The sequence below is a fragment of the Mycobacterium palustre genome (assembly GCF_002101785.1).
Lineage (GTDB): Bacteria > Actinomycetota > Actinomycetes > Mycobacteriales > Mycobacteriaceae > Mycobacterium > Mycobacterium palustre.
The window spans coordinates 1-19,885 of sequence record NZ_LQPJ01000059.1 but is presented as its reverse complement, the minus strand read 5'-3'; the positions used below and the strand labels follow the sequence as shown (position 1 = coordinate 19,885).

Below are 19,885 nucleotides of genomic sequence, written 5' to 3'. Positions count from 1 at the left end.
CCATCCCCCGTGGGGAAGTTTTCATCGGGTTTGGTGATCGCCTTGGGATGCGCAGAGTTGTGGTATTGCGAATTCGAGCATCTGAATCGCCCGCGGCACCGGATTTTCCCCGGCCGCGAGTCCGTAGATGACGGTTCCGTCGGCGACCGCCAGAACGGCTCGGCAAACCTGGGGGCTGGCCCGCCGGCCGTTGCGGGCCAGCACATGGCCCACCAGTTGGGACAGAACTTCGTTGTACGCGGCGATCAGCGAGGTCAGCTCGGCGTGCTTGCCCGCCTGCAGGTACCGCTCGTAAACACCGGAGATCGTTGCGCGCGTCAAGTATTCATCGTCGGCGGCATGCACCGTGGCGACCTCGGTGATGAGGCGAGCCGTCTCTTTCAAGTCGAGAGTCGTGGGAAGCCGCTTGATGAAGTCGTTGGCCTGCTCGATCCAGCCGTTGAGCATGAACTTCAGCCCGGCGGCGCGCAGGTCGTCCCGCGACGGGTAGTAGGCCCGTACGGTCTGCTCCGGCAGGCCCCCCTCCTCGGCGACCGACCGGCTCGTGACCGCGTCGAACCCGCGGCGGCGCAACACGGCGGCCGCCGAACGCAGCACCGCGCGCCGGCGGTGGTGCGACCGCGTCGACGGTGTCCGGGGCCGCGTCAACGGTGAACCCTCCTCACAGCGCATAGAGGTAGCGATCGCGCTCCCAGTCGGTCACCGTGCTGTGATACGAATGCCACTCTGAGTATTTCATGTCGACGTACTCGTCGACGAAACGCTTGGGAAAGACCCGCGCGGCAAGCTCGCTGCGGGCGAAAGCATCGGTCGCCTCGAGCAAATTGCGCGGCAGCCGAACGGCGTTCCGGGTGGGGTCTGGCCGCGTGTCGATCAGCGCGACGTCCACCGGATCCCCGGGATCCAAGCTGCGCTCGATTCCGTCCAGCCCGGCGGCCAGTGAAAACGCCGCCGCCAGATAGGTGTTTGCCGCCGAGTCGACGACACGGTTTTCCACCGCCGGACGGTTTTTGGGCAGCCGCAGCATGCACGATCGGTTTTGTTCGCCGTAGGCCGACCACACCGGTGCCCACGAGGGCGTGCCATCGGCCAGTTTGGGGTTGAGCCGCTTGTATGAATTCACCGTCGGCGTCACGATCGCGGCGAGCGCGTCGGCGTGCCGCATGAGGCCCGCCACGAAGGCGTATGCCGTCGCGCTCCACCCCATCCCGCGCGGGTCAGCGGGATCACGCATGACGTTCTCACCGGTCTCGGACGACACCAGGCTCATGTTGTAGTGGTGGCCCGATCCCCACGCTTCGGTGTAGGGCTTGGGCATGAAGGTGACCGCGAGGCCGTGCCGCTTGGCGATCTGGCGGATCATGAGGCGGAAAAAGGTTATCCGGTCGGCCATCTCGAGCGCACCGTCGTGCTCGAAGTCGAACTCGTACTGCCCGTCGCCGCCCTCGTGATCGAAGCTGAAGACTCCGAAGTCGTTGTCATGCAGGGCAGTCACAAAGTCGTCGAGGAACTCCGCCGCATCCAGTGTGGCTTCGGCATCGTAGGCGGGGCAGGGTTCCAGTTCGCCGCTGGCGGCCAGCGGCGCCAGGTAACCGGTCCCGCCCCGCGACTCGGTGGGGTTGAACACGAAGACCTCGGTCTCGACGCCCAGCTTGAACTCGAATCCCAGATCGCGCGCCCGGTTCAACTGCGCCTTCAGGATGCTGCGCGGACACTGATCGAACGGCTCGGTCCCGCCGAACATGATGTCGGCGGCCATCCAGACAAACCGTTTGTCCCAGGACAACTGCCGCAGCGTGCTGAGGTCCGGTATCGCGACGGACTCCTCTTCGTGCGGGTCCATCGCGCCGAAACCGGTTATACCCCTGGGAGTGAAGCGCTCGGAGCCGGCCAGCATGTTGGGCAAGTGATCGATGGGCACCACCTTCGTCTTGGGTCTGCCGTGCACATCGATCCACGAGCCGAGGGCATACTTCACGCCGCGCTTCGCGAGTGATTCCGCGAGCTCCCGGTGGGCGGGTTCGACGACGTTGACCGTATCCATCAACTGCCTCCTGAAAATTCGATGAGTTCGGGTGTGCGGCCGTGCGGCCGCGGAAGCGGCGGCTTTTCGGTGATCCCGTCGCGGGCCTTGGTGGCAACAACATCGACGATCGCTTCGAAGAGCCTTCCGCCGAGCGCCGCGGTGGCCTGCGACGGGCATCCCGTGACGCCGTTGCTCGACAGCACTTCCGCGGTGTACCGGAAGGTCAGCCCGTCGGTGCGGTCCGGGTCGTCCGCGCCGGACATCGCGGAGAGATCGACCAGTTCGGGAAACACGTGCAGCGCGAGCGAGGTTTCCGCCCGGTTGGCGTGGATGTCCTCGCCGTCGGCCAGCACCTCGGCGGCGATCGCAGGGCTGGCGTTCCACCAATCGACCCAGGCCGATCGGAGGTCGGGGCGGCAGAACCGCATTCGATCGGTCGCCGCGCCGAGCGCGGCGACGTTGCCCATGTGCCCGTTGACGAAGATCAGGCGAGTCAGACCGTTCAGCGCCGACCACTCAGCGATGCGAATCAGGAGCCGGGTCAGCTCCTCGGGGAACAGCGACAGCGTCCCGGGGAAAGCCGTCCCGTGTCCCAGGCTGCACCCCACGGACACCGCAGGCAGCACGATCGTGGCGTCACAGCGCGCGGCGGCGCCGTCGCATATCGCCTGGGCGAGACGGGTGTCGGTGTCGGTGGGCAAGTGCGGCCCGTGTTGCTCGGTGGCCCCTACCGGAACCAGCCCGATGCGATCCTCCAGCTCGAGCCGGCCGAGCTGCGTCGAGGTGCATTCGCCCCACCTCACGTCGCAACCGGCCCGGGAATGCGCCGACGGTGTGCCGGCCGACGAACGATGACCAGAGGCACTGCTGCCCTCCGACAACTTCGGAGCGAAGGCTCCGCAATCCTGCCGGGCTTTTGTCCCCTGGTGTGCCCGCACCCCGGTGCGGGTGTGCCCCTCGGTCCAGGCCTCACGCGAGCGGAACCCTAGGCACAGACTCCCTTTGGGAATCTGTCGGAAACGCTAAGCGGGGCACGTGTCGCCGCCATTTCTGCCAGATGTCGGCGATGTAACGACGGCTTCGGCTGGGCGCCAATGGTTTTCGTGTCTTCCCTGGTCGGTTCGGGTAGACATGAAGGAACGTTTCTGCAATCATGATTTCAACCCCGTGAGTGCATCGCGGGTGGGCGCTTCGAGTGGTGAAGAAACGTTTCTGCATCCAGACCGTCACTATCCGTCGTCGCGCCTGTTGCTCGTCCCGTCTCCGCGCGATCGCTCCCCGCGATCCGCGCTCCGACTCAAGAGGAGTCCAGCATCATGTACGACTGGTCCGCCGTCGATGTCGATCGACTGCGAAACGATCGCCGCGAAGCAATCGCCGATCTGATGAAGCGACAAGGCCTGTCGCACCTGTTGTTGACCGGCTTCGACCACATCCGCTACGCGACCGATTACCGCACGCAAATCATCTCGGAGGCATTCGACTGGTTCGCCGCGGTCATCGACCTGGACGGCCGGGCCGAGATCTTTGCGCCGTGGGTCGATCGGACGCAGGCCGATCCGCTCGCGGAACTGCCGTGGATCAGCGCGATCCATCCGATGCCGTCCTGGGCACCGATGGTCGGGCATCCCGAAACGTGGACGGCGGGACTGGCTGGTGCGCTAGGCGCCGCCAAGAAGGTCGGGATCGAACTGATCGATCCCGCCGTGCTGCGGCGGCTCGAATCGGCGCTTCCTACCGCGGAATTCGTCCCGATCGGCTGCGAGCTCTACGACGTGCGGGTCCGCAAGACTCCGGAGGAGATCCGGCTGCTCGAGGACGCCAGTATCGTCAATTCGCGCGGCGCCGAGGCCGGTTTCAAGGCCGCCGAAGCCGGTATGACCGATCACGACGTGCTGGCCGCGATCATGGCGAGCCTGCAGGAAAGCGGGCCGGAGTTTTTGAGTCACTCGTTGTGCAACCACGGCCGCGGAGACGGCGGCTGGTTCGCCGAGGGCACGGTGCTCGCGGAGGGCGATCCCTACTTCTTCGACATCGGTCTGTACGGCCGGCACGGCTACGCCTCCGACATCGCGCGTACCGGCTTCGTGGGCGGCGACACCCGCGCGGAGATCAAGTCGGTGTACGCCAAGCTGCTCAAGGCGCACGAGGTCGCCGCCGACGCCGCCAAGCCGGGTGTGCGTGTGTCGCAGATTGATGACGCGGTCAACGAGTACCTGCGGTCGGAAGGGCTGCCCACCACCCCGTACGCCATCGGGCACGGCGTGGGCCTGCGCGCCTGCGAACTGCCCACCATCTATCGCGAATCGATGACCGATCGCGACCAGGTGCTGGTGGAGAACAGCGTCATCGCCCTGGAGCCGGAGACGGGTCTCGAGGTCGACGGACGCTTCCTGCTGCTCAAGCTGGAAGACAACTATGTCGTCGAACACGATGGCGTTCGCAGGCTTTCGCCCGCGGGATACGGCCTGGACGGCTGACGACCAGGCGATGACCGGCGGCCGCCCGGACCTGCTGCGCGCCCTCATGGTGCAGGAAAGCCCGGTCCCGCGCGATGTGGACGCCAACGTCGAACGGGTGGGGGCCCTGCTCGGCGAGCGGTCCGACGTCGACGTCGCGATCTTTCCCGAGCTCTTTCTTACCGGCTACCAGTTGCACCACCTCGGGCCGCTGGCCGTGGGCCTCGACGGCACCGCGGTATCGGCGATTCGGCGGATCTGCGCGGACTCCGAAACCGCTTTTGTGGGAGGTTATCTCGAGCGGGGCGAGCACGGGGCCCTGTACAACTCGATGCTGATCGTCGACGCCGCCGGGTCGATCGCCGGAAATTACCGCAAGACGCACCTGTTCGGGGTGGAATCGTCGGTCTTCGATGCGGGTGACCGGTTGGCCTGCGTCGAGGTCGGTGCGGTACGGATCGGTCCGATGGTGTGCTTTGACCTGGAGATCGCCGAAGTGGCGCGCACCCTTGCCTTTGGGCGCCCGGACGTTTTCGTCGGCATCGCGGCGAACATGGCTCCCTTTCACGATGATCATCTGATCGCCTCGTGCGCGCGGGCCCTGGATAACCGGACCCCGCTGGTGTATGTCAACCGGGTCGGCTCGGAGGCCGGTTTCGATTTCGTCGGGGGGTCCCGGGTCGTGGGCCCGGGCGGGCAGATCGTGGCGGACCTTGGGTGCGGGCCGGGCGTCGCCGTCGTCGACGTGCCGCTGCGGCGGGACCCGCCGTCCGACGTCGATTACCTCAAGCACCTGCGGCCGGAGCTGTACCGCGGTCAGGATTCGCCGCGCTGACGGCACGTGCTCGCCCGCGGGCGAAGCTTGCCGGCCACAACCCGATTCGGCGCGGCCCCGCCGGTGATGCGGACGATCAGCGAATCGACTGCGACGGTTCCGATTTGGTCCGGCATCAGGTCGATCGCGGTGATCGGCACTCGCGAGTGCCTGATCGTCGCGCTGTCACTAAGCGCGGCGACCAAGACGTCGTCGGGGACCGACAGCCCGAGTTCTTCGACGGCGGCCGTGACGCCCAGCGCGAGGCGGTCCAGAGTGGCCAGGACGGCATCCGAGCGCGTGCGAGCCGACAGCAGTCCCTTCACCGCTGAACGCCCGGACTCCTCGGTGATTCCATCCTCGACATAGGCGATGCGCGCCGCGCAGCGATGGGCCCTGCACCACCGGGTGTACTGCTCGACCGTGTCGCGGACGTACGAGGTCGCCGGATCGCCCGCCAATAGCGCCGGTCGGCGTGCGCCCGCCGCGCGGAAGTGGTCCATGATCGCGGGGATGAGGGTCGGGTAGTCGTTGTCCACCCACGGGTGCCCATTCGGCGTCCGGCCCACAGTGACGACCGGGATCCCGTCGCGGGCAGCCTGCGCCAGCAGGCCGTCGTCGGCGGCGGTGGGGTCGACGACGATCGCGCCGTCGTAAGACAAGTTTGGCGGCACCGATGCCGGCGACAGCGCCAACGCGAAGCCTCGCTCCGCCGATCGGATGGCCGCCGCCGTCATGAGATTGGTGAAGAAGTCGATGTTCCACAGCGACGAGCACTCGGTCCCCGGCGCGCTCACCGACATCAGCAGGAGCCCGGTGCGTGCGCCCACCAGACTGCGGGCGGCCGCGCTCGGCCGGTAGCCGAGCTCGTCGGCGATCTCGCGTACCCGTCGACGGGTGTCGGATGTCAGCCGGCCGTTGCCGGACAAGGCATCCGACACCGTCGTGACCGAGACACCGGCGACCCGCGCGATGTCTTTGATGGTGACCCGGCCCCGGGTGGCCACCCGGCCCGCGCGGGCGGCAGAGCGCTTCACCGGGGCCTCCACGTCTGGATGCAGGAACGTTTCAGCGCCCTAGGCTACCCGAATCGGGTGGGCGGCACGCGCCTCATTCGACCGAAGGCGCCAGCGTCCATTGCCGGAGCTTCAAGCGGTTTGGTGTCGCGTGCACCGCGGCGTAGAGCAGCGCGCCCACGACAATCGTGCCGCCGGTGAACATGAGCGGGAAGTACTGCAGATACAAGTGGCCCCCTGCGGGGTCGTAGATCGCCCGGCGCGGCCAGATCAGGTTCACGAACATCGCGGCGCCGTAGGCGACCGCCGCCGCGTTGAGCCACACGCCGGCGCGCCCCATGCTGAAGGCGCGGTGACCCTCGTCGTCGACGGCGTCGGCGTTGAAGATCCGCTGGCCGCGTAGGCGTTTCACCAGCATTGCGCCGGTAACCATGAGGTAGGCGAGGTAAATGATGATGATGCAGGTCGATTCCATCGCGACGAAAGCGGCCTGGGGGCCGAGGTTGAGCAGCAGCACCGCGGTAGCGCTGAGTCCGATCGCGATGGCGGCGGCCGCGGGGGTGCCGGTGCGTTGGGGCACATGGGAAAGCACGCCATGGAACAGCGTGCGCCTGTCTCGGGCCATGGAGAACAGCATGCGCGAGCCCGCGGTCTGTATCGCCAGCGTCGCGACGCAGATCGCGATGGCGACCATGGTCAGCAGAATCTTCCCGGTCGTTCCCGACAGAACGGTCGCGACGACGTAGGCCGGTCCCTGGTCGGCGAGCTTGCCGTCGGTGAGGCTGGGGGCGGCGAGGACCATCGCGACAATGATCCCGAATCCGAGGACCCCCGCCGCCGACAAGGCCCGCAGGGTGGTGCGTGGGGCGATTCGGCGCGCGTTGCGGGTCTCTTCTGACATCTCACTGGCGCTGTCGAATCCGACGAGAACGTAGGCGGCGGTGAAGGAAGCGCACAGCAGGGCGCCGAAGTAGCCCGCGTGGCTGACGTTGCCGGTGGTGACCAGGACGTCGCTCGAGCGTCCCCCGTGAGCGATGAGCAGGACGATGATGGTGATGGCGCCGGTGATCTCCGACACCACGCCGATGTTGTTGATGAGGGCCATCAGCCTGATGCCGATGATGTTGACGATGGTGGTCAGCGCCATCAAGATGCCCGCCAACAGGATTGCGTTGTGCGCGCCGGACGTGGAGGTGGGTGAGGGGTCGCCGCCGACCAGCTGGAAGCCGCTCCAGATCTGTGGCAGCACGACTTGCAGGGCGATCGCCGCGCTGGTCATGACGACGATCTGCCCGACGATCATGATCCATCCGGCGAACCAACCATAGGTCGGGTTGGCCAGGCGGCTGGACCACTGGTAGATCGCGCCCGAAATGGGATAGCGCGCGGCCAGTTCGGCGAAACACGCCGCGACCAGGAGCTGGCCGCCGAGGACGACCGGCCAGGTCCACACGAATGCGGGCCCGCCGAACGAATAGCCGAGTCCGGCCAGCTGGAAGACGGCGGTCAGCACCGAGATGAAGGAGAAGCCCGCCGCGAAGGAGGCGAACCGGCCCATCTTTCGGTGCAGCTGTTGCTTGTAGCCGAACGTCGCGAGGTCGTTACCTTCGTCGACGGTGGGTGCTTCGATCACATCGGTGGTCATCAGGTGTCCCTTCAGGGTGCGGTTTCGGAATGGCCAAAAGACGACAGCGCCAGAGACCCTGCCGGCAGGGAAAGCTCGCCGGCGTCGATGCGGGCGCGCAGATAGACAAAACTCTGTGCCGTCTGCGCGAAGAGATGATCACCCGCCCGCAGCCCTGCGCGACAGGGCTGACCGGGAGAGCGCAGCTTCGGCAGCGGTTCGACGAAGGTGTCGTAATCGACACTGAAAAACAATGGGTAGGAATATCTTTCGTCGACCACCTTGCGCACGCGGTGCGTGGTTGCAACGAACAGCCCATTGGTCCATAGCTCTACCATGTCGCCGATGTTGACCACGAAACAGCCGGGCCTGGGTGGCACGTCGATCCACTGACCGGCGCCGTTGAGCACTTCGAGGCCGGGCTGCGTGGCCTTCAACAGGGTGATGCACTCGTAGTCGGTGTGTGCGCCGATGCCGGGGCGGTCGGCGGCGCTCTCGTCCACCGGATAATGGATGAGCCGCAGTTGGCTTGGCGGATCCGTCAGTAGCCGGTCGAAGAAGTCCTCCGGCTCCGACAGATACAAGGCAAAGCCGCGCATGATCGCCCGGCCGGCCTCGAACACCGCCTCGTAGTACTCGCTGACGGCGTCGGCAAAGCCCGGCAGGTCCGGCCACTGGTTCGGGCCACTCAGCGCTGTGGCGCCGGCCCGGTCGGGGCGGTGCCGCGCGCAGTCGTAGGCCTCCTTCTTGTCGGGCGTCCCGCCCGCGAACACCTCCCCGCCTTCGGGCACGTACCCACGATGATTCGTCGAGTTCCCGATGTAGACGGCCATTTTCGCGTCCATGGGTTGGTCGAAGAACGCCTGTGCCGCCGCGTGCATGCGGTCGAAGACCGCGTCGGGCACCCCGGTCCCGCTGACGTACATGAAGCCGACGCGGTGCGCGGCCTCGCCGAGTTCCTGCGCGACGGCGGCCCTGACCGCGGGATCTTGCGAAGACAGACCCGAGACGTCGATCTCGGGCACCGTATCGAAGGACGTTGGGCTGGGCATGATCACTCCTGGTGTGTCTGAAGCAGGGCCGGGTCGCCCGTGCTGCCGCTGATTCGCCAGTTGCCGGCCAGCAGGCAGCGGTGATCAGCGGGGGCGGCGACGGTGGTCTGGGCTAGTCGTCCGTGGATCCGGACCGAGATCGGAGTGCCTTCCGTTTCGCTTCGGGTGGAAACCCTGATGCGCCAACGTCCCTCACTGATCTCGCCGATCGCGATCTCACAATCCGGGGCCCCGCCGCCAGTCCGGGTGTCCGCGCCGGACGGACGCCCGACCGCGAATCCGAAGAACCCGGCCGAGCGCAGCAGGACGGCGTCGCGCCCGGCGTCGTCCCGGAGTAACACGGTGGCCGAGTCGTCCGGACTGTGCCGCTCGGTGCGGACCCACACCTCCCGGTAGGGCTGAAGGACACCCTCCTCGATCAGGGTGTCGCCGTCCCAACCCAGCCTGCCGACATCCGGGGGGCTGTGCGGTGACCAGTCGACCGTGCGCTGCCACGTGAATTCCGCCGACGCCGGGCAGCTCTGCACCAGCCGACCGGCGAAGGCCTCCAGGCCGGGCGGTGGCTTCGCGCCAACCGGAACGTCCGCCTCGGGCCACGTCGCGGGGCGGCGCAGATCGACAAACCATTGCCAACCTTGCAACCACGTAACCTGAGTGGTGGTGTCGCAGCGGCCGTCCGGCCACTCCAAGGAACGACGCACCCAGAGTCCGCACAAGTCCTCGACCGTCGGTGCCGAACTGTCCTTCAACTTCACCTCTCGTGTTTCTATCGATTGATAGAAACGTAACGGCCGTTTGGATCGGCCGGATGAGCGTTGTGTTTCGAACGCGTTTCCAGGTTCTGCCGGCTTGCACGCCCAAACATGCTGACCCGCAGTGTCATACAAGTTGCTACTGAACCCTTGGCGGCAAGCATCACCAGCGGTTTCTCCCGCTAGTGCAGGATGCGCGACGTTGCTCGGGGGTGGCCGTCCAGGACGTCACCACGTTCCCTCGGATCCCCACACCCCCAGCCGGGTCGGGCGCGGGTCGGCGTTGGCGGCCGTAAAAACTATCGATCGATCGGAAAACTAGATCACATTAAAGTGCCTGTCCAGCAATGAACTTCGTGCAATGCAGCCGTCTTCCGATGTGCCCGCCGCCGAAAGTTTACATGGCGGTTACCGGCAGCATCGCCGATGCAATACGCGAAACATACTGTGAGCCTGACACATTGGCCCTAGGCCAAACATGTGCGAGTTCCGCAAGGCGTCTCGCCAGGCTTCTCGCGCAGCGCAGGAATCTAGTCAGATGGGGAAGCCGGTGTTGGATTTTGCGGCGTTGCCGCCGGAGATCAATTCGGGACGAATGTATGCGGGGGCGGGCGCGGGGCCGATGGTCGCCGCGGCCGCGGCCTGGGATGGCTTAGCTGCCGAGTTGAGTTCGGCGGCGAACTCCTACCGGGGCGTCATTTCGGAGCTAACCGGCGGACCGTGGGTGGGCCCGTCCGCGATGACGATGGCGGCGGCGGTGGCACCCTATATTGCGTGGGTGAACACCACCGCGGTTCAGGCCGAGTTAACGGCCAGCCAGTTGGGGTCGGCCATTGCGGCCTACGAGGAGGCGTTTGCGGCGACAGTGCCGCCGGCGGAGATCGAGGTGAATCGCGCGCTGCTGGCGGCTCTGGTCGCCACCAACATACTGGGGCAGAACACCCCTGCGATCGCCGCCACCGAGGCGCTATACGCCGAGATGTGGGCCCAGGACGCCATGGCGATGTACGGCTATGCCGGCGCTTCCGCGGCCGCGACGAAGTTAACGGCGTTCACCGCCCCACCCGAGACCACCGATCAGGCCGGCGCCGCGACTCAAGCCGCGGCTGTCAGCGAGGCCGCGGCCGCCGCGGCCGGTCCCAGCGCGGACTCCGGCCTGACTGAGCTGCTCAACCTGGTCCCCAGCGCGCTGCAAAGCCTCGGCATGGGAGGAGCATTCGACCCGGCCGCGTGGTTGCAGACCGTCCTCTCCTCGCCCACCGGCGCGGCCCTCAACGTCTTCACCACCAACTTGGGTAACTGGGCCCTGACTATCAGCGGCCCGTTGTTCACGGCGTCGGGCATCACGCCGCTGCTGGGCGGGCTGTACGGCCTCGCGTTGCCGGCAACCGCGGCAGCCGATGCAGCACCCGACCTGGGAGCGGTCGCGGCAGCCTCCGATGTCGCACCGGCTGCCGGGCTGGGCACACTGGCCGGCTCGTATACGGGCGCAGGTGCACCGGTTTCGGCGGGCCTGGGCGAGGCGGCCTCGGTCGGCAAGTTGTCGGTGCCGCAGTCGTGGGTTTCGTCCCCGGCGATCCGATTGGTCGACAGCGCATCGCAGTTGGCGACTGCGGGTTTGGAAGGCGTGGCGCCGGCCGGGACCGCGGCGCCCGGCAGCTTCTTCGGGGCCGTCCCGCCGGTGGGCAGTGTGGTCAATGCCCCGCGGGGCGAGCAGGCCCGAGCCCGTTCGGGCCAGGACCAGAAGGTAGTCCCGGCGCTGCCCGGGGATTCCAACGCCGAGAAGAGCGCCGCGGCGGGTCGGCCCGCACAGCCGCAACCGGCGCGCCGCCTTGTCGCCAGCGCTTTGAGCGCCCAGGAACGCGACGAACTCGAAAAGCTGCGTAAGGAGATCGCCGATCTGGCGACCGAACGTGACGCGGCGGCCCGACTGATCAAGGAGGCCATGCTGTGACCGGCGCTCTGGATTTCGCGGGGCTACCGCCCGAAGTCAACTCCGCTCGCATGTACGCGGGCCCGGGACCGGCGCCGCTGGCGATGGCCGCGACCGCATGGAGTGCGCTGGCCGCGGAACTGCACTCGGCGGCTACCTCGTACCAAGGCGTGCTTTCCGCGTTGACGAGCGGACCGTGGGTCGGTCCGTCGTCGACGATGATGACGTCGGCGGCCGAGCCCTTCGTGTCGTGGATGAGTGCCACAGCCGCGAAGGCCAAGCAGACGGCGAGTCAGATGGAATCGGCGGTCGCGGCCTACGAGGCGGCGTTCGCGGCGACGGTGCCTCCACCGGTGATCGAGGTGAACCGCGCCCTGCTCGCGGCGTTGGTGGCCACGAATGTCCTGGGCCAGAACACTCCGGCGATCGCGGCCACCGAGGCGCAATACGCCGAGATGTGGGCCCAGGATGCCATGGCGATGTACAGCTATGCCGGCGCGTCGGCGGCGGCGACGCGACTGGTGCCGTTCGAGGCGCCGCCGCAGACCACCGACCCGGCGGGGAGTTCGTCGCAGGGCTCCGCGGTCGCCCAGGCCACCGCGGCCGCGGGCGAGTCGAACGCCCAGTCCGCGCTTTCGGGTGTTCCCAATCTGCTGCAAGGGCTTTCGTCGGGATTCACCCTGGACAACAACCCGCTTCTGGATCTGTTGAACAGCTCCCCGGTGCAGGTGTTCAACTCGCTGAGCAGCCTGACCGTCGGATCCCAGCTCCTGTCCGAGGGGTTGAACTTCGACGCCTCCGGCGCCATGTTGACGTTCGCGCCGCCGGTGGCAGCGGCCTGGAACCCCTTGATCGCAGCCCTGACGCCGCCGGCGGCGTCGGCCAGCACCGCGTCTTCGGTGTCCGGCGGATCGGGCGCCGGGCCGACCCTGGTCGGTTCGTCCAGCGGGGTGTCGGCGGGCGTGGGGGAGGCGGCCTCGGTCGGCAAGTTGTCGGTGCCGGCGTCGTGGCCCGGGGCTTCCCCGGCGATCCGTCTCGCCGCCACCGCACTGCCCGTCGCCGACCTCGAAGGCATGCCGGCGCACCCGCTCGGCGGCCTGTACGGGGGCATGCCGCCGTTGGGCGGACCGGTGGCGAGCGTGATCAACGCGCCCAGGGACGGCGAAGGATCCCGGAACGGTGCCCGGGCGAAAGTCGTTGCCGCCCTTGATCGGGAGTCGGGACTGAACACCGACCTCGCGGACCGCTGGGTGGCGCAGAACCGCAGGGCGGCCGACGACGAGGCGGTGAGCGAACGGGACGAGCTCAACCAGCTGCGCCGGGCGGTCGCCGACATGACCAAGCAGCGCGACGCGCTCAAACGCACTGCCGCCTTGCTCATCCAGGAGGCCAACAACAAATAGCTCGTTCTAACACAGCCCCGAGGTCGGCGAATCGATCCACTGCCGCCGCGGGTCGGCGAAGAGCACGTCGGGGTTGAGGATGCCGGCCGGGTCGAAGCTCTGCTTGATGCGGCGCATCAGCGCGACCTTGGCCGGGTCCTCCAGCTCGAGGAAGTACGGGGTCTTGGCGCGGCCCAGGCCGTGCTCGCCGGAGATCGCGCCGCCCAATTCCATTGCGAGCGCGAGGATGTCGGCCATCAGCCGCTTCTTTTTCGCCGCGTCCTTGCAGACGATCGCCAAGTGCACGTTGCCGTCGCCGGCGTGCCCGCAGCCCGCCGCCGCCCCGCCCGCCTCGGCCGCCAGGCCGCGCGCGCCGGCGAGGAACTTGGGCATCGCCGAGCGCGGCACCACGGCGTCGATGATGTCGTCGGCGCCGATCGCCTTGGCCGTCCAAAACGCCTTCTCGCGCGCCTCGATCAGCTTGCGCGCCGAAACGCCTTCCAGCACGTAGGCGTCGACGGCGCCCAGCTCGGCGAGCAGCTCACCGGCCGCCTCGACGTCCTCGCCCAGCCGCTCGGCCGTCCGGTTCTCAAGGGCCACAACGAGATACGCTTGGCAGCTGTCGCGGATGGCGGCGGGGATGCCGAGCTCGAGGTTCTGGGTGTGGATCAGCGCGGCCATCGTCATGTTGTCGATGTATTCGAGGATGTAGGGCGCCAGGCCGCTGGCCACCACGCGTGGCACCGCGGCCATCACCTGGTCGAGGTCGGCGAACGGGGCCAGCACGGTGGCGTCGTGGTCGAGGCGCGGGTGCAGCTTGACGATCACCTCGGTGGCCAGGGCCAGGGTGCCTTCGGAGCCGACGATGAGCTGGGTGAGGTCGTAGCCGGTGGAGACCTTGGCGATCCGGCCGCCGGTGCGGATGATCTCGCCGGTCGCCAGCACCGCCTGCAGCCCCAGCACGTTGTGGCGGGCGATGCCGTACTTGACCGCGCGCATGCCTCCGGCGTTGGTGCCGACGTTGCCGCCGACGCTCGACGACAGCTCGCCGGGATGGACCATGTAGCGCAGCCCGGTGTCGGCGGTGGCGGCGTCCAGGTCGGTCAGGGTTACGCCGGGTTGGACGACGGCGACCTGGTTGGTGGTGTCGACCTCCAGGACCGCGTTCATCCGTTCGAAGGAGACGACGAGCCCGTCCTCGCGGGGGATCGCCGCGCCCGACAGGCCGGTCCCGGAGCCGCGGGCCGTCACCGGGACGTGGTGTTCCGAGGCCGCCTGCAGGAGCCGCGAAACCTCCTCTGCCGTGGCCGGTTTGGCGACGTACGCGGGCTTCTGCGGCGCCGTCGTCAACACCTCGTCGTGGGCGTAGTCGTCGGGGACGGCGTCGCCGGTCAGCAGGTTGTGCTCGCCGACGATGTCGGCGAACCGTGCCGTGATGTCGCTCACAGCGGTCACCCTAAATAGGTTTCGGCTATAAGAGGGTGGGCTATCCCCGGCGGGTCTGCGGCCGGCAGCGCCCATCGAAATAGAAGGCCAGCTTTCCGACAGGCGGGATCGACACGGAGCTCCACGGAACTCAGTATCTCCGCGCCCGGGGCACCGGCGAATTGCCAATGGTGCCGGGCGGGGTCATAGGCGGCCGCTACGAACTGCGCGGCGTGCTGGGCCGCGGCGCGATGGCCGAGGTGCGCGACGGCTGGGACACGAAGCTCAGCCGCCCGGTGGCGATCAAGCTGCTCTATCCCGGGGCCGACGCCCGGCCCGACAGCCGCCTGCGGTTCGACGCGGAGGCGCGCGCGGCCGCGCGGCTGACCGGCCGGCACGTGGTGGTGGTGTACGACGTCGGCGAGCACGACGGGCTGCCGTTCATCGTGATGGAGCGGCTGCCGGGGGTGTCGCTGGCCGACCACATCGAGCGCGGGCCGCTGCCGCCGGGGTTTGTGCACCGTGTCCTCGACGGCGTGCTGGACGCTTTGGCCGAGGCGCACAACGTCGGCATCCTGCACCGCGACGTCAAGCCGGGCAACATCTTGTTCACCGCCGGCGGCGAGCCCAAGCTCGCCGATTTCGGCATCGCCAAGACGTCGGGCGCCGTGTACACCAGGGTCGGCGAAATCATCGGCAGCATGGCCTATTTGAGCCCCGAGCGGCTGGTCTCCAAGCCCGCCACGGTGGCCGACGACCTGTACGCCGTCGGCGTGGTGGGGTACGAGGCGCTGGCCGGGCGGCGGCCGTTCCCGCAGGAGGAGCTGGGTGCGCTGGCGCACGCGATCCTGCACGAGACGCCGACCCCGCTGGGTGCGCTGCGCCCCGACGCGCCGCCGGCCCTGGCCGCCGCGATCGAACGGGCGATGGCGCGCGACCCGGCGTGGCGGTTCGACCGGGCTGACGCGATGCGCGCCGCGCTGGCCGGTTACGTTTCTCAACCGGTTCCCCTGCGCCCGCCTACGCGGGTGATGCAAGCCCCGGTCGTGATGACCTACGCGCCCACGGGGACGCTTGCGCGGCCGGCGGCGGGGCGACGGAAGTGGTGGATCGCGGGGATCGTCGCGGCGTTCGCGCTCGCGCTGATCGTCTTCATGGTGGCCCCGCCGTTCTCGTCGGAACCGCCGACGCCGGTCACCACCACCACGACGCCGTTGCCGCCGCCCCCTCCACCCACGACGGCGATGACCACGCCCAGCAGCACCGAGCTGACGCCACCGCCGGCGCCGCCGAGGCACGGCGGACCGTGGAAGAAACACAAGGGCGGCGACTGAATTTCGCGCCGCGGCTAGGGCTGCTCCAGCAGGCGTAGGGGATGCAGGCCGTCGACCGCGCCGACGAACGGCGGATGAATGCTGTAGCCGATCATGCGTTTGATGTCGTCGGACAGCGTGCGAGCGACCTCGCGCGGTATCGACAGGGTGAACGCCTCCATGGGCCGCAGCCAGGGTTGGCAGTACTGGGCGGTGACGGCCAGCCGCGCGCGGTCGGTCGTGTTGGCGCCGCCGCCGTGCCACAAGGTGCCGACGAAGAAGACGCAGGAGCCGGCGGGCATGACGACGGGCTTTACTGGGTCGTCCGGGCCGGGCGGGCGCCGGCCCCAGCGGTGGCTGCCGGGGTACACCACGGTGGAGCCGTTGTCGGCGGTGAAGTCGTCGATCGCCCAGATCGTCGCGGCGGCCAGCGGCGCGCGTGGCCGCGGAATCGGATAGAGGCCGTCGTCATGGTGCGGCAGCTGCGCGGACTCCCCGGGCTGAATGTTGATGGCCTGCAACGCCGAAAGCAGGTAGTTGGGCATCAGCAGCCGGTCCAGCACCGCCAGCACCCGCGGGTGGTCGGCCAGCCGGTCGCACACCCGCGTCCTGCTCAGCACCTTGCGTAGCGGTGTTCCAGGCAAAGAACACCTGCGCGGGACGGGTACCAAACCGCTGTTCGCACACACGATCCCAGCCATAGTCAGGATCGGCGATATAAGGGCAGAACAACCGCAGCCCATTCTGGTAGCCACGCACGGTGGACTGCTTGACAGCCTTAATGCTGCGGAGGTCAACGAAAAACTCCTCAACAAGCGCCGGCGTCCTGCTGCCGTATTCCTCCCCATACGAAATGTCTAATCGGGTTGCGGCCTCCACTTCTCGTGGTTCGGTGTCGCAAGGCCGCTCATGAAGATGTCAAGTAGCCGTGCGGCTTGTTCGCTGTTGCCGGTGGTCGGGGCCACCGAGAAGATCCCGATAAGGCCAGCCGCAACATCTTCGGAGGTGGCATGCGCGCCGATGTCACCCGCGGCACGGCCAGCCGCGAGGATCTTGTCAATTGCCGCCAGCAGTTCGGCCCGGGTATGACCAGACCCAAGTCGATCGTCTTTGATCATTGCTCGCAAGGTCTCGATCATTCCGTTCTTAGTGGCCAACCACTCGGTGAACAGATCCATCCAACGGCGCATCGCCTGCGCGGGTGGGTAAGTCGCTAGAAGCTGATCTGCGCCATCGGTCAGACGGCGCACTTGGTCCAGGTACACGGCCTCGACCAACGCCTCGCGGCTGGGGAAATGCCGGAACAGCGTACCGACGCCCACACCGGCCTCGCGCGCAATCAACCGCAGCGAGGGTTCCTCGTCGCCGCTGGCCGACGCGAACAGCCTGCTCGCAACGTCGATAAGCGCCTGGCGGTTGCGCGCCGCGTCGCTCCGAACAGCTTCCGACACCATGCCAATCTAGCGGAACGCGCTCCGGTTGTGTAACCTCACTGACAAAGCGGAGCGCGTTCCACTTGGATTACGGAGGAATTTGTGATGCATGTATTCATCACCGGAGGCTCTGGCTTGACTGGCCCTGCGGTCGTGTCGGAGCTGCTGTCTGCCGGCCACCGGGTTACTGGGTTAGCCCGCTCGGCCGCGTCGGCGGATCGCCTGGCCAGTTTGGGAGCAGAGCCATTCGCCGGTTCGCTCGACGACCTCGACCGGCTGCGCGCGGGCGCGGCCGCCGCCGACGGCGTGATACATATGGCTGCCGGCGGCGAGCCCGGCGATTGGGCCGGAATCATCAAACGTGATGTCGACGCGATCGAGGCGTTGGGAACGGTGTTGGCCGATACCGGCAAACCTTTCGTATCAACCTCCGGGACCATGGTGATGACTCCGGGGCGGCTGAGCGAGGAGACCGATCCGCCCGACGAAAACTCACCCGCCAAGTATCGGATACCGGGCGAGCGAAGCTGCCTGCGTTTCGCCGATCGGGGGGTGCGCTCCAGCGTGATCCGGCTCGCTCCGACCGTGCACGGCCCGGGCGACTACGGCTTCGTTGCGATGTTGATCGCCGTCGCCCGCAAAACCGGTGTCTCAGCCTACATCGGGGACGGGGCCAACCGGTGGCCCGCCGTACACCGTCTCGACGCGGCCACCTTGTTTCGACTTGCACTGGAGAAGGCGCCGGCCGGGACTGCGCTTCACGGAGCAGCGGAAAGTGGTGTGCCTCTTCGAGACATCGCCGAAAAAATTGGTCGCACGCTCGATCTACCCGTCGTGTCGGTCGGGTTGGACGAAGCCCCGTCTCATTTCGGGAGCGCGGCTTTAAGCTCTGTGTTCGCCGCTGACGTCCCCGTCTCCAGTGCGCGTACCCGGGAACTGCTCGGCTGGAACCCGAGGCACCACACGTTGATTGAAGACCTTGAACACGGCGACTACTTCACCGTCGCGGAAGCTCGCTGAACGGGTGTTGGAAGGCGATGAGCCACACCGTATCCGACGTCGTACTGGACCCATACGACTACAGCTTCCACGAGGATCCGTATCCCTACTACAAGCGCTTGCGCGACGATGCTCCGCTGTACCGCAACGACAAGCTCGGCTTCTGGGCCCTCTCGCGGCATCAGGATGTGCTGATGGGCTTCCGCAACAGCGTGGCACTTTCAAACAAATTCGGTGTCTCACCCGATCCGGCATTGCGAGGCCCCCACGCGGCCAAAACGATGAGCTTCATGGCGATGGATGATCCAGACCATCGGCGTTTACGCGCACTGGCAGTGAAGGGGTTCACGCCCAGGCGCAGCCGAGCACTCGAACCGCGGGTCACCGAGATCACGGTCAAATATCTCGACGTCATGCTGGAGAAAGCGGCGTCGGGTGAGACTGTCGACTACGTCGACGAGTTCGCCAGGAAGCTCCCGATGGACGTCATTTCCGACCTCATGGGCATACCGGAGGTCGACCGCGCCCAGCTACGCGCCTGGACCGATGCCGCGATGCACCGCGATGCAGGCGTCACCGATGTGCCGGAGGCGGCCATCGAAGCTTCCTTGAGCTTGCTCGCATATTTCGAGGCGATGGTGGTCGAGCGGCGCAAGCGGCCCACCGATGACCTGACGTCGACCCTGTTGAAAGCCGATGCCGACGGAGACCGCATGGCCGACGACGAAGTGCTCGGCTTCCTGTTCCTGATGATGATCGCCGGTAACGAAACGACCACGAAACTACTTGCTAACGCTATTTATTGGGGCCATCGGAACCCCGATCAGATCTCTCCGCTCTATGACGACGCCAGCCGGATACCACTATGGGTCGAAGAGACGCTGCGCTACGACACGTCCACTCAGATCCTGGCTCGCACCGTGGAGGGCGACATAACGCTGTACGACACCGTAGTCCCGGACGGCGACATGCTGCTGCTCCTGCCCGGCTCGGCACACCGCGACGAGCGGGCTTTCGACCGGCCCGACGACTTCATCATCGGTCGAGACATCGGCGGGAAGCTACTGAGCTTCGGCAGCGGCGTGCACTTCTGCTTCGGCGCCGGTCTGGCCAACATGGAAGCCCGGATCGCGCTCGACGAATTGTTCAAACGCATCCGCGGCTATGAAGTCGACGAGGCCAACTCGGTACGATTCCACTCGAGCAACGTCCGCGGGTTCGCGCACCTGCCGCTTACGGTGGAGATCCAGTAGCGAACGTCGGGCTCGTCCCTTCACCTGTGACCGTCCGCCGGCAGCAGCGGACAAGCTCGCCCACGACCACAGCCATCGGGGAAACCGTCACAACGAGCAAGGCACCGGATCCACGACCGGTACGCCTGCGCGTCCGATGGTGATGCCAATGGACGCCTGGCGCGACGGCGATCAGTTCGTCGTAAAGCTCGACCTGCCTGGCCTCAACCCGGACTGTCTCGACATCCACGTCGAACATGACAGCAACAAGCCATCAACGCCTGAGCTGCCGGAGACCGTGAGATCGGGTGCGGGTTAGTCGGTCTGGGACCGACAACCCGTACCTGTGAACACCGGATGCGTGTCGCACCGGGGAAGGTGTGTGCGGTTAGCCGGCCCACCGGGCAGTGAAGGCGGCCACCGAG

17 protein-coding genes, 2 pseudogenes and 1 riboswitch are annotated in these 19,885 nt (G+C 67.2%); of the genes and pseudogenes, 8 read left to right on the top strand and 11 right to left on the bottom strand.

What is annotated here, in order from left to right; translation table 11 throughout:
- Window positions 1-21: 21 nt before the first annotated feature.
- Genes AWC19_RS04650 through AWC19_RS04640 form a run of 3 tightly spaced genes read right to left on the bottom strand, consistent with a single transcriptional unit; the run spans window position 22 to window position 2,829 of the window.
- Window positions 22-648 carry a TetR/AcrR family transcriptional regulator gene (locus tag AWC19_RS04650; protein ID WP_158090831.1) on the bottom strand — a complete coding sequence of 209 codons (627 nt, stop codon included), beginning with the start codon at window positions 646-648 and terminating at the stop codon, window positions 22-24.
- A gap of 13 nt (window positions 649-661) precedes the next feature.
- On the bottom strand, window positions 662-2,044 hold the full coding sequence (locus AWC19_RS04645) for a glutamine synthetase family protein (protein WP_085076917.1): 1,383 nt from the start codon (window positions 2,042-2,044) through the stop codon (window positions 662-664).
- On the bottom strand, window positions 2,044-2,829 hold the full coding sequence (locus tag AWC19_RS04640) for a creatininase family protein (RefSeq protein WP_085076916.1): 786 nt from the start codon (window positions 2,827-2,829) through the stop codon (window positions 2,044-2,046). The genes AWC19_RS04645 and AWC19_RS04640 overlap by 1 nt, the downstream gene beginning before the upstream one ends.
- 100 nt (window positions 2,830-2,929) lie before the next feature.
- Window positions 2,930-3,026, bottom strand: a riboswitch (guanidine-I (ykkC/yxkD leader).
- Window positions 3,027-3,342: 316 nt separating this feature from the next.
- Between AWC19_RS04640 and AWC19_RS04635 the strand changes: the two genes are divergently transcribed.
- Both AWC19_RS04635 and AWC19_RS04630 read left to right on the top strand, forming a co-directional pair.
- Window positions 3,343-4,506, top strand: a complete 1,164-nt coding sequence (locus tag AWC19_RS04635) for a M24 family metallopeptidase (protein ID WP_085076915.1) — start codon at window positions 3,343-3,345, stop codon at window positions 4,504-4,506.
- Complete coding sequence (locus tag AWC19_RS04630; protein WP_085076914.1) at window positions 4,445-5,320, top strand: carbon-nitrogen hydrolase family protein; 876 nt, start codon at window positions 4,445-4,447, stop codon at window positions 5,318-5,320. The genes AWC19_RS04635 and AWC19_RS04630 overlap by 62 nt, the downstream gene beginning before the upstream one ends.
- Here the strand turns inward: AWC19_RS04630 and AWC19_RS04625 are convergent.
- The 4 genes from AWC19_RS04625 to AWC19_RS04610 form a co-directional block, all read right to left on the bottom strand.
- The gene (locus tag AWC19_RS04625; protein ID WP_142280986.1) at window positions 5,302-6,336 is read right to left on the bottom strand and encodes a LacI family DNA-binding transcriptional regulator; all 1,035 of its coding nucleotides are present in this window, start codon (window positions 6,334-6,336) and stop codon (window positions 5,302-5,304) included. The genes AWC19_RS04630 and AWC19_RS04625 overlap by 19 nt on opposite strands.
- 73 nt (window positions 6,337-6,409) lie before the next feature.
- Window positions 6,410-7,960 carry an amino acid permease gene (locus tag AWC19_RS04620; protein WP_085076912.1) on the bottom strand — a complete coding sequence of 517 codons (1,551 nt, stop codon included), beginning with the start codon at window positions 7,958-7,960 and terminating at the stop codon, window positions 6,410-6,412.
- An 11-nt stretch (window positions 7,961-7,971) separates the two neighbouring features.
- Window positions 7,972-8,991 carry an isopenicillin N synthase family dioxygenase gene (locus tag AWC19_RS04615; protein ID WP_085076976.1) on the bottom strand — a complete coding sequence of 340 codons (1,020 nt, stop codon included), beginning with the start codon at window positions 8,989-8,991 and terminating at the stop codon, window positions 7,972-7,974.
- A 2-nt stretch (window positions 8,992-8,993) separates the two neighbouring features.
- Window positions 8,994-9,746 (bottom strand): Crp/Fnr family transcriptional regulator, encoded by a 753-nt coding sequence (locus AWC19_RS04610; RefSeq protein WP_085076911.1) that lies wholly within the window; start codon window positions 9,744-9,746, stop codon window positions 8,994-8,996.
- Between the two features lie 535 nt (window positions 9,747-10,281).
- Here AWC19_RS04610 and AWC19_RS31105 point away from each other — a divergent pair.
- Window positions 10,282-11,697 (top strand): PPE family protein, encoded by a 1,416-nt coding sequence (locus AWC19_RS31105; RefSeq protein ID WP_276042906.1) that lies wholly within the window; start codon window positions 10,282-10,284, stop codon window positions 11,695-11,697.
- Entirely contained in the window at window positions 11,694-13,079 is a 1,386-nt protein-coding gene (locus AWC19_RS04600; RefSeq protein WP_245848732.1) for a PPE family protein, read from the top strand. Before AWC19_RS31105 ends, AWC19_RS04600 begins: the two co-directional genes overlap by 4 nt.
- Before the next feature lie 6 nt (window positions 13,080-13,085).
- Here the strand turns inward: AWC19_RS04600 and AWC19_RS04595 are convergent, their stop codons facing one another.
- Window positions 13,086-14,504, bottom strand: a complete 1,419-nt coding sequence (locus AWC19_RS04595; protein WP_085076910.1) for an FAD-binding oxidoreductase — start codon at window positions 14,502-14,504, stop codon at window positions 13,086-13,088.
- 167 nt (window positions 14,505-14,671) lie between these two features.
- Between AWC19_RS04595 and AWC19_RS04590 the strand changes: the two genes are divergently transcribed.
- Window positions 14,672-15,817 carry a serine/threonine-protein kinase gene (locus tag AWC19_RS04590; protein WP_169718080.1) on the top strand — a complete coding sequence of 382 codons (1,146 nt, stop codon included), beginning with the start codon at window positions 14,672-14,674 and terminating at the stop codon, window positions 15,815-15,817.
- A gap of 14 nt (window positions 15,818-15,831) precedes the next feature.
- Here AWC19_RS04590 and AWC19_RS04585 read toward each other — a convergent pair.
- The 3 genes and pseudogenes from AWC19_RS04585 to AWC19_RS04580 form a co-directional block, all read right to left on the bottom strand.
- Window positions 15,832-16,416 (bottom strand): annotated as a pseudogene (locus tag AWC19_RS04585) (phytanoyl-CoA dioxygenase family protein); the annotation flags it as partial.
- Window positions 16,388-16,621: pseudogene (locus AWC19_RS30355) on the bottom strand (site-specific integrase); the annotation flags it as partial. The pseudogenes AWC19_RS30355 and AWC19_RS04585, both read right to left, overlap by 29 nt.
- 32 nt (window positions 16,622-16,653) lie before the next feature.
- Window positions 16,654-17,250, bottom strand: a complete 597-nt coding sequence (locus AWC19_RS04580) for a TetR/AcrR family transcriptional regulator (RefSeq protein ID WP_085076908.1) — start codon at window positions 17,248-17,250, stop codon at window positions 16,654-16,656.
- An 84-nt stretch (window positions 17,251-17,334) separates the two neighbouring features.
- On the opposite strand from AWC19_RS04580, the gene AWC19_RS04575 reads away from it, so the two are divergent.
- From AWC19_RS04575 to AWC19_RS29830, 3 genes are all read left to right on the top strand, one after another.
- Window positions 17,335-18,249 (top strand): SDR family oxidoreductase, encoded by a 915-nt coding sequence (locus AWC19_RS04575; RefSeq protein ID WP_085076907.1) that lies wholly within the window; start codon window positions 17,335-17,337, stop codon window positions 18,247-18,249.
- Window positions 18,250-18,266: 17 nt separating this feature from the next.
- Entirely contained in the window at window positions 18,267-19,481 is a 1,215-nt protein-coding gene (locus tag AWC19_RS04570) for a cytochrome P450 (RefSeq protein ID WP_085076906.1), read from the top strand.
- 148 nt (window positions 19,482-19,629) lie between these two features.
- The gene (locus AWC19_RS29830; protein ID WP_169718079.1) at window positions 19,630-19,779 is read left to right on the top strand and encodes an Hsp20/alpha crystallin family protein; all 150 of its coding nucleotides are present in this window, start codon (window positions 19,630-19,632) and stop codon (window positions 19,777-19,779) included.
- Window positions 19,780-19,885 lie beyond the last annotated feature (106 nt).